This is a genomic window from Actinomadura sp. 3N508 (assembly GCF_044326375.1).
Classification (GTDB): domain Bacteria; phylum Actinomycetota; class Actinomycetes; order Streptosporangiales; family Streptosporangiaceae; genus Spirillospora.
The window spans coordinates 1-8,366 of the sequence record NZ_JBIRAX010000027.1 but is presented as its reverse complement, the minus strand read 5'-3'; the positions used below and the strand labels follow the sequence as shown (position 1 = coordinate 8,366).

The 8,366-nt window shown below is 71.9% G+C and carries 7 protein-coding genes and 1 tRNA gene; 4 read left to right on the top strand and 4 right to left on the bottom strand.

Going from position 1 to position 8,366, the window contains the following annotated elements; translation table 11 throughout:
* Positions 1-484: 484 nt before the first annotated feature.
* Both ACH34S_RS41755 and ACH34S_RS41750 read left to right on the top strand, forming a co-directional pair.
* Entirely contained in the window at positions 485-1,462 is a 978-nt protein-coding gene (locus ACH34S_RS41755) for an ATP-binding cassette domain-containing protein (RefSeq protein ID WP_395958485.1), read from the top strand.
* On the top strand, positions 1,459-2,280 hold the full coding sequence (locus ACH34S_RS41750; protein WP_395958484.1) for an ABC transporter permease: 822 nt from the start codon (positions 1,459-1,461) through the stop codon (positions 2,278-2,280). The genes ACH34S_RS41755 and ACH34S_RS41750 overlap by 4 nt, the downstream gene beginning before the upstream one ends.
* 16 nt (positions 2,281-2,296) lie before the next feature.
* Here the strand turns inward: ACH34S_RS41750 and ACH34S_RS41745 are convergent, their stop codons facing one another.
* Positions 2,297-5,599 (bottom strand): ATP-binding protein, encoded by a 3,303-nt coding sequence (locus tag ACH34S_RS41745; protein WP_395958483.1) that lies wholly within the window; start codon positions 5,597-5,599, stop codon positions 2,297-2,299.
* Between the two features lie 65 nt (positions 5,600-5,664).
* Here ACH34S_RS41745 and ACH34S_RS41740 point away from each other — a divergent pair, with 65 nt between their 5' ends.
* Positions 5,665-5,922: a Rho termination factor gene (locus ACH34S_RS41740; protein ID WP_395958482.1), complete on the top strand. Its 258-nt coding sequence runs from the start codon at positions 5,665-5,667 to the stop codon at positions 5,920-5,922.
* Between the two features lie 74 nt (positions 5,923-5,996).
* A complete protein-coding gene (locus ACH34S_RS41735) occupies positions 5,997-7,097 on the top strand; it encodes a Vms1/Ankzf1 family peptidyl-tRNA hydrolase (protein ID WP_395958481.1) in 1,101 nt (366 codons plus the stop codon).
* Positions 7,098-7,147: 50 nt separating this feature from the next.
* Here the strand turns inward: ACH34S_RS41735 and ACH34S_RS41730 are convergent.
* The 3 genes from ACH34S_RS41730 to ACH34S_RS41720 all read right to left on the bottom strand — a co-directional run bounded on the left by ACH34S_RS41730 (position 7,148) and on the right by ACH34S_RS41720 (position 7,883).
* Positions 7,148-7,220 (bottom strand) — tRNA-Ala (locus ACH34S_RS41730).
* Positions 7,221-7,273: 53 nt separating this feature from the next.
* Positions 7,274-7,543, bottom strand: a complete 270-nt coding sequence (locus tag ACH34S_RS41725) for a hypothetical protein (RefSeq protein ID WP_395958480.1) — start codon at positions 7,541-7,543, stop codon at positions 7,274-7,276.
* A gap of 112 nt (positions 7,544-7,655) precedes the next feature.
* Complete coding sequence (locus ACH34S_RS41720) at positions 7,656-7,883, bottom strand: hypothetical protein (RefSeq protein WP_395958479.1); 228 nt, start codon at positions 7,881-7,883, stop codon at positions 7,656-7,658.
* Positions 7,884-8,366 lie beyond the last annotated feature (483 nt).

Below are 8,366 nucleotides of genomic sequence, written 5' to 3'. Positions count from 1 at the left end.
CAAGCAGATCCGGGAAGATCTTTTCGACGGAGGCAGATGAACCGAGTTCCCACACGTCAACGAACCCGCAGGCGAAGAACCCGCCAAGATCGCTTCGATGGGAGGTGCCCTACGGGCCGGCCACCTTGCGGCGTCCTGCATCCCGTCCCGGGCTTGCCACTTAAGAGTACCCCGGCCCGGATCAAGCTGCGAACCGATTTTCTCTGTTGGCTTTGCCCCTGGGCCGTCCGCCTCTCGGCGTCCCACATCCCTTGGGGCACGACGAAGACTAGGCAGCCCCGGACGGCCCGTCAAATCGGAGCGTCCATCTCCTCGTCCGATGGTGGAAACCTCCTGGTCACGGAGGGGTTAGGTGGCCGGAGGTCAGTACCCCGTCAGCGCGACGTCAGCGGGCGCTCGCCCGATGTCCGCGCCGTGTCAGTTCGCTCGGCGACGGTTGTGGGCGGCAGAGCGAAAGAAGCCGACGATCTGTGAGGGGCGACCGATGGACGATGTGATACGCGCCGAAGGGCTGCGCAAGCGGTTCGGGGACACGAAGGCTCTGGACGGCGTGGACATCTCCGCGCGCCGGGGCACGGTCCTCGGAGTGCTGGGGCCGAACGGGGCCGGGAAGACGACCGCCGTCAGGGTGCTGGCGACGCTGTTGAAGCCGGACGCCGGGCGGGCCGAAGTCTGTGGCTACGACGTCGTCAAGGACGCCGTCCAGGTGCGCGCGATGGTCGGGTTGACCGGGCAGTACGCGTCCGTGGACGAGGAGCTGACCGGCATCGAGAACCTGGTGATGATCGCCCGGCTGCTGGACTTCGAGCGGCGGGCGGCGAAGGCCAGGGCGCGCGAGCTGCTGGACCGGTTCCGGCTCACCGAGGCCGGGTCGCGCGCCGTCAAGACGTACTCGGGCGGGATGCGGCGGCGGCTCGATCTGGCGGCGAGCCTGATCAACCATCCCGAGGTCATCTACCTGGACGAGCCGACGACGGGGCTGGACCCGCGGGCCCGCAACGAGGTCTGGGACACGGTTCGCGGTGTCGTCGCCGACGGGGCGACGGTGCTGCTGACCACGCAGTATCTGGAGGAGGCGGACGCGCTCGCCGACCGGATCGCGGTGTTCGACCACGGACGGGTGATCGCGGAGGGCACGTCCGACGACCTGAAGGGGCGGATCGGGCGGCAGACGCTGGTGGTCCGCGCGGCCGAGCCGTACCGCACGGCACAGCTCGCCGCGATCGTCGCCGAGCTGATCGGGGAGCAGCCGGAGGTGCAGGAGCCGGCCGGGCTGGTGACCGCGCCGGTGCATGACCCGCGGTTGCTGTCGGCGCTGGTCAGGCGGCTGGACGACGCGTCCATCACGGCGGCGGAGCTGGCGCTGCGGATGCCGAGCCTGGACGAGGTGTTCCTCACACTCACCGGTCATCTCGCCGAAGAAGCGGCGTCCGAACTCGTCCCCGAGGGGAGCGTGGCATGACCGCCATCACCGTTGACGGGCGCCGTCCGGCCAAGGAGCCGCCCGCGCACATCAGCCCGCGGCGGACGCTGCGGCACGGGCTGACGCTGGCGTGGCGCAACATCGCGCAGCTGAAGCATTCGCCGGAGAAGCTGCTGGACACGACGCTGATGCCGATCGTGTTCCTGCTGCTGTTCCTGTACGTGTTCGGCGGGGCGGTGGCCGGCGACACGCAGTCTTACCTGCAGAAACTGCTGCCGGGGCTGATCGCGCAGATGGCGATGTTCGCGACGATGGGGCTCGGGACGGCGTTGAACGAGGACATCCACAAGGGGGTGTTCGACCGGTTCCGGAGCCTGCCGATCGCGCGTTCCGCGCCGCTGATCGGGTCGGTGCTCGGGGACACGGCCCGGTTCGTGACCGTGATGACGGTTCTGGTCGGGTTCGGGTCGCTGCTGGGGTTCCGATTCCATACCGATCCGCTGTCGGTGCTGGCCGGGTTCGCGCTCGCGTACGTGTTCTATCTCGCGGTCTGCTGGATCTCGGTGCTGGTGGGGTTGGTCGCGCCGACGCCGGACACGGTCCAGGGGCTGTCGTTCATCTGGGTGATGCCGTTGACGTTCGGGAGCAGCATCCTCGTTCCGGACACGTCCACGATGCCGGGGTGGCTGGAGGCGTGGACGAAGGTCAACCCGGTCACGCATCTCGCGGAGTCGATGCGGGCGCTGATGGTCGGCGGGCCGGTCGGGAACCACGTCTGGTACACGCTCGCGTGGGCGGCGGGGATCGTCGTCGTCACGTTCCCGCTGGCCATGCGGATGTATTCGCGGCGGGCCTGACACCCGGCCGCCCAGGTCATGCGGAGTCCGGGACCACAGCGGAGTCGGGGGCCGCTGGGGCCGTGGAGTGGACGATGGCGGGGCCGGCCGCGAAGACGTCCTCGCGGGTGACGCGGCGGCCGCGGTCGTAGGCGGCGGCGAAGGCGGCGTCGCCGAGGACGCGGGCGGCGGCCGTGAGCGTCCGGTGGACGTCGTAGCAGCCGGTGTCGCGGAATCCGCGCAGGGTGTGCGCGGTGCCGAGCAGTTCGGCGGCGCGGGTGCAGGCGGTGCGGGAGCGGCCGCCGCGCGCGGCGGCGAAGGCGGCGAGTCCCTCGACCAGCGCGGCCAGGGCCGGGTTGCCCATCAGCGCGTCGTTCTTGACGTCGCGGAACGCCCGGATGTGCCAGCCGAGCGCGGCGTCCAGGTCGCCGTCCTCCTCGGCGAGACAGCCGAGGCGGCTGTAGGTGCGGCGGACGATCTGCGCGAAGTCGGGGCGGTGCTCGCGCGGCTCGACCCACGTGAGGGCGCGGTCGGCGTGCGGGCGGGCGGCCTCGCGGTCGCCCTCCTTCAGGGCCAGCTCGCACAGCATCAGCGAGGCCCCGGCGGCTTCGGCGAACTCGCCGATCCGGTCCATCTGCGCCATCGCGAGGTGGAGTTCCTCGCGGGCCCGCGCGACATCGCCCTGGTCGGCGCGGGCCCGCGCGAGCTGGGTGAGGATCGACGCGCCCTGCTCGGGGCTGACACCGGCGGTCGCGTAGCCGTACGCCTCCTCGCCGAACCGGACGGCGTCGGCGAGCTCGCCGCGGGCCATGGCGACCTGCATCATCCCGCTGAGCCCGAGGATCATGCCGAACCGGTCGCCGAGGTCGCGGAACCGGGCGTAGCCGTCGGCGGCCTCCTCGGCTGCCGCGTCGATGCGCCCGGTGTTGATGTTCATGTGCGCGAGGAGGGCGTGGGTGACGGCGCGGACCCACGGGTCGGGGTGGTCCTGGACGCGGCGCAGGCGCCGCTCGATCTCGTCCATGTCGCCGCTGAACATGCTGGACGCGGGTTCGGTGAGGGCGAGGACGGGATGCATCGGCGTCCCGGGCACGAGCTCGGGGACGCTGTTGAAGATCGCGCTCAGCGACTCCGGCACCGGCCCGGTCTCCCGGCTCATCTGCGAGATGAGGCCCGCCGTGACGACGCACAGGGCGTACGGCTCCTCCAGGTCCGGCGGGACGGTGTCGCCGACCATGTCGCGGACGGCGACCGCCCAGTGCCCCGCCTCCATCTCCAGGTCGCGCATGAGCCAGAACCACACCAGCGCCGCCACCAGCCGCAGGCCCGACTCCCGGTCGCGCGTCTCGATGATGTGCCGGAACGCGACGGTGACGTTGCCGCGTTCGTCGGCGAGCCGTTCGGCCCAGCGGAGCTGGTCGTGGCGGCGCAGCTCCGGCTCGGCGCGTTCGGCGAGGTCGACCAGGTAGGCGGCGTGCGCGGACCGGACACGTCCGGTCTCGCCCGCCTCCTCCAGCCGCTCCCCCGCGTACACGCGGACGGTCTCCAGCAGCCGGTAGCGGACGTCGGCGTTGCCGTCGGCCATCACCAGCGACTTGTCGATCAGCGCGGCGATCACGTCGATGACGTCGTGGGGCTCGGGGGCGTCCGGCGCGGCGAGGCCGCAGACGTGCACGGCGGCGTCCGGCGCGGCGCCGCCCGCGAACACCGACAGGCGGCGCAGGACGGTGCGTTCGACGTCGTCCAGCAGGTCCCAGCTCCAGTCGACGACTGCGCGGAGCGTCCGGTGCCGGGGCAGCGCGGCGCGGCTGCCGCCGGTGAGGAGCCGGAACCGGTCGCCGAGCCGGGCCGCGATCTGGCCGGAGGTGAGGGAGCGCAGCCGGGCGGCGGCCAGTTCGATGGCGAGCGGGATGCCGTCGAGGGCGCGGCAGATCGCGATGACGTCGGCGACGGTTCCGGCGTCGACCGTGAAGCCGGGGCGGACGGCCGCGGCCCGGTCGGCGAACAGCCGGACGGACCCGTAGCCGAGCGCGTCCGCGGGGTCGGTCACGGCGTCGTCCGGCAGCGGGAGGGACGGCACCGGGCACAGCGACTCGCCGGTGATGCCGAGCGGCTCGCGGCTGGTGGCGAGGATCCGCACGCCCTCGGCCTGCGCGAGGACGTGCCCGGCGAGCCGCGCGGCGGCGTCGAGGACGTGCTCGCAGTTGTCCAGGACGACGATCATCCGCTTGGCGGCGAGGAAGTCGGTGAGCCGTTCGAGGGGCCGCGCGATCACGCGGGTCTCGCCGGGACGGACGGTCTCGGGTACCCCGAGCGCTAGCAGCACGGCCTGCACGACGTCGCCCGGGTCGCTGACCGGCGCCAGCGGGACGAACCAGACGCCGTCCGGCATCTCCTCGATGAGCGCGGCGGCGCTCTCCCCCGCCAGCCGCGTCTTCCCGGCGCCGCCGGGGCCGGTGAGGGTGACGAGCCTGGTCTCGCGGAGCAGCTTGCCGACGCGCCGCGACTCCTCCTCCCGCCCGACGAAGCTGGTGAGCTGGGCGGGCAGGTTGGTGCGCGCGGGCCGCGGCAGGTCCGGCGGCGGTCGTTCCGGGCGCGGCGGCGGCTCGGCGGCCGGAACGTCCTGCCGCAGGATCTCCAGGTGGACGGCGGACAGCTCCGGGGACGGGTCGACGCCGAGCCGGTCGGCGAGGGCGCGGCGCGTCTCCTCGAAGACCTCCAGCGCGTCGGCCTGCCGTCCCGCCGCGTACAGGGCGCGCATGAGGTGCCCGCGGAGCCGTTCGCGCAGCGGGTGCGCGGCGGCGAGCGGTTCGAGATCGGCGACCGGCGGGACGGGCCGCCCGGCGGCGAGCTCGGCGTCCGCGCGGTCCTCGACGGCGGCGAGCCGCAGCTCGTCCAGCCGCGCGATCGTCGCGGCGGCGAATCCGGCGTCGGCGACGTCGGCGAGCGCGGGACCGCGCCACAGCGCGAGCGCCTCGTGGAGCGCCTCGGCCCGCCGGGCGGGATCGTCCTCACGGCGGGCCGCCGCGACGCCCCGCTCGAACGCGACCGCGTCGACCTGCGCCGGGTCGATGCCGAGCCGGTATCCGGCCGGGCCGTGCTCGACCAGGTCGCGTCCGGCGGCGCCGCGGAGCCGCGAGACCAGCGCCTGCAGCGCGTTGCCGCCGCCGGCGGGCGGCGCGCCGTCCCACAGGTCGTCGAGCAGCCGGTCGGCCGACACCGGGTGCCCCGCCTCGGCCGCGAGCCGGACGAGCAGGGCGCGCAGCCGCCGGCCGCCGACCTCGACGGGCCGCGCGGCCTCGTCCCGCACGTCGAGCGGGCCCAGGATGCGAATGCGCACGAATCCCCTTCCCGGGTGCCATTGTCGCCGATGTGTGGCCCGCGCGTGCCGGGTACCTGTCCGATATGCCTAGAGCACAGATCAAGGACGAGAAGACGTACCAGCGGCTCCGCGACAAGGGCGAGAGCAAGGAGAAGGCCGCCCGGATCGCGAACGCGTCGGCGGGGCAGGGCAAGAAGAAGGTCGGCCGCAAGGGCGGCAAGAACCCCTCGTACAGCGACTGGACGAAGGAAGACCTGCTGAAGCGGGCCCGCGAGATCGGCATCAAGGGACGTTCGTCGATGAACAAGTCCCAGCTCATCAGCGCGCTGCGCGACCACTGACCACGGGCGCCGCCATCCGGCCCGGCCGCCTCATTCTTTACGTTTGTCCCATATGCGACGGGTAGGGCCACCCCATGGATCTGGCATTCCTCAAATCGCTGTACCAGCGTCCGGGGCCCTTCGCGTCGGTGTACGCCGACCTCACCCGGACGACCGAGGACGCCTCCAAGGCCGTCGAGCTGCGGTGGCGGGCGCTTCGCGCGGACCTGGAGGCCCAGCACGCCCCGAAGGGCATGCTCCGCGCGATCGAGCAGACCATCGACGAGGAGACGCGGGCGCGCCGCTCCGAAGGACTCGTGATCTTCGCGGTGGACGGTGAGGTGGCGCACACCGAACGGCTCCCCGGCCCGCCCCGCACCCCCCGCGCGACCCTGGCCCCGCTCCCGGACGTCCTCCCCTACCTGGCCGAACGCGGTGAGAAGTTCCCCCATCTGCTGGCCGTCGTGGACCGCCGCGGGGGCGCGATCGACTGCGTCGGCGCCGACGGGAGGCACCGGCACATCGACGTCCAGGGGGACGAGGACTACCCCATCCGCAAGACCAAGGCGGGCGACTGGAACCAGTCCCGGTTCCAGCGCTCGTCGGAGAACGTGTGGAAGACCAACGCCAAGAAGGTCGCCCACGAGATCGACCGCGCCGCCGACCGCTGGGGCGCCGAGGCCGTCGTGATCGCCGGTGACACCCGCGCCCGGACTGCCGTGCTGGACGAGGTGTCCGAGCACGTCCTGGAGCACACCGTCGAGACCGACAAGAACACCACCGTCGACGACCCGGACCTGGACGCCGAGGTCCGCCGAATCCTGAACCTCAAGACGGCCGAACGCATCATGACCGTCGCCGAGCGCTTCGACCGCGAGCTCGCCAACGGCCAGCGCGCCGTCTCGGGCCTGCCCGCCACCACGGAGGCCGTCCGCCAGGGACGCGTCGAAACGCTTCTCCTGGAGGACGACCCGTTCTCCAACGCCTGCCTGTGGGTCGGCCCGGACCCGGCGCAGATCGCCACCACCGCCGAGGAACTTCACGACGAGTTCGGGGTGACGTCCCCCAGCGAGACCCGCGCGGACGCCGCCCTGATCCGAGCCACGGCGGCGACCGACGGGGAACTGGTCGTCCTACCGCCCGACGGCCCCAACCCCAACCTTCACGTGGGAGCCGTCCTCCGCTACACCGCCTGAACGAGACAAAAGAAGAGTGGTGGGCCGAGGCCCACCACTCTTCGTTTCGGTGGAGCTATGGGGATTCGAACCCCAGACCTCCTCCATGCCATGGAGGCGCGCTACCAACTGCGCCATAGCCCCTCGATCGGAGTAAAGCCTAGTGCACGTTGGGAGCGGTTAGGACGCGGTGCCCGTCAGGGGGCGATCTCGGGCTGGTCCTCTGCCGTCTTGTTCCTGGAGCAAAGGGCCTGGGCTACTTCGGGCTGGACCGGGAGCAGCTTGTGGTGCGCGAGAGCCTTGAGCGCCAGCTCGCAGTCCTCCTTGTCGGTGTCGCTGTCCGCGGCGGAGGTCTCCGGTGCCGGCGGCGGCGCCTCGTGCGCGGAGACGGGCGCGGCCACGGCCGTGACGGTCGCCACGACCAGCAGGGCGGGCAGCAGCGTTCTTACGGAGATCCGGCTTCTCATGGGTCAACCCTCATCTCGATCATGCAACGCCACCCCGTGGCTGTTCCGCATGATCGACATGGTGAAGCACGGCCGGACGAAAGGCAGCCGCCGTCATGGCGAACCTTTTGCGTCAGACCCAGCCCAGGTTCTCGCGGACCTCTTCGGGGGCGTAACCGCGCTGTCCCCCGTCTCCGATCCACACGACCCCGTCGGCCTCCCCCACAGGCCCGATGGCATGCTCCTGCGGCAGCCGCGGCTGGATGGCAAGCCGCACCTGCATCCCCGGCTCGAACCTGCGCAACTCGTCGATGAGGTCGGCCACAGTGACCTCGCGCGCCCCCCTGCGGTGTCTTCCCATACCAGGCATGAAACCATTTCCAAGCCGCTGCTCCAGCCGTCCCGCACAAGAAAAACGCCCGGCGGCCCCCACCGGTCGCCGAACAGATTCCCGAATCCGTGACCAAGGGGCGAAGCCCCAAAAAGCCCGAAGACCAAGACCCCCACGGACACAACGGCCTCAGCCGAAACGGTGCCGTAGAGGCCAGAGCCCGCCCGAAAGGGACAAGCCCCAAACGCTCAAACAGCAAGATGCGCCCGCCCGCACGTTCCCAAAGAGCCCAGCCGACAGGGGGCAAGGGGCGAAGCCCCAAAGTGCTCGAAGCGCAAGAGACGCCGGCCCCGCACGTTCCCGAAGGCCCCAGCCGACAGGGGGCAAGGGGCGAAGCCCCAAAGAGCAAGATGCGCTGGGCCCGCAGGTTGCCGATGGGCTCAGCCGGGAGGGGGGCGTGGGGGGCGGAGCCCCCCCCATCGGGGGTCCGGGGGTGGCCCCCCGGGGAACAAG

Excerpts from the sequence above, each read along its gene's own strand:
- ACH34S_RS41755 (WP_395958485.1), top strand. The coding sequence starts at position 485 with ATGGACGATGTGATACGCGCCGAAGGGCTGCGCAAGCGGTTCGGGGAC.
- ACH34S_RS41750 (WP_395958484.1), top strand. The coding sequence starts at position 1,459 with ATGACCGCCATCACCGTTGACGGGCGCCGTCCGGCCAAGGAGCCGCCC.
- ACH34S_RS41740 (WP_395958482.1), top strand. The coding sequence starts at position 5,665 with ATGCCTAGAGCACAGATCAAGGACGAGAAGACGTACCAGCGGCTCCGC.
- ACH34S_RS41735 (WP_395958481.1), top strand. The coding sequence starts at position 5,997 with ATGGATCTGGCATTCCTCAAATCGCTGTACCAGCGTCCGGGGCCCTTC.
- ACH34S_RS41725 (WP_395958480.1), bottom strand. The coding sequence starts at position 7,543 with ATGAGAAGCCGGATCTCCGTAAGAACGCTGCTGCCCGCCCTGCTGGTC.
- ACH34S_RS41720 (WP_395958479.1), bottom strand. The coding sequence starts at position 7,883 with ATGGGAAGACACCGCAGGGGGGCGCGCGAGGTCACTGTGGCCGACCTC.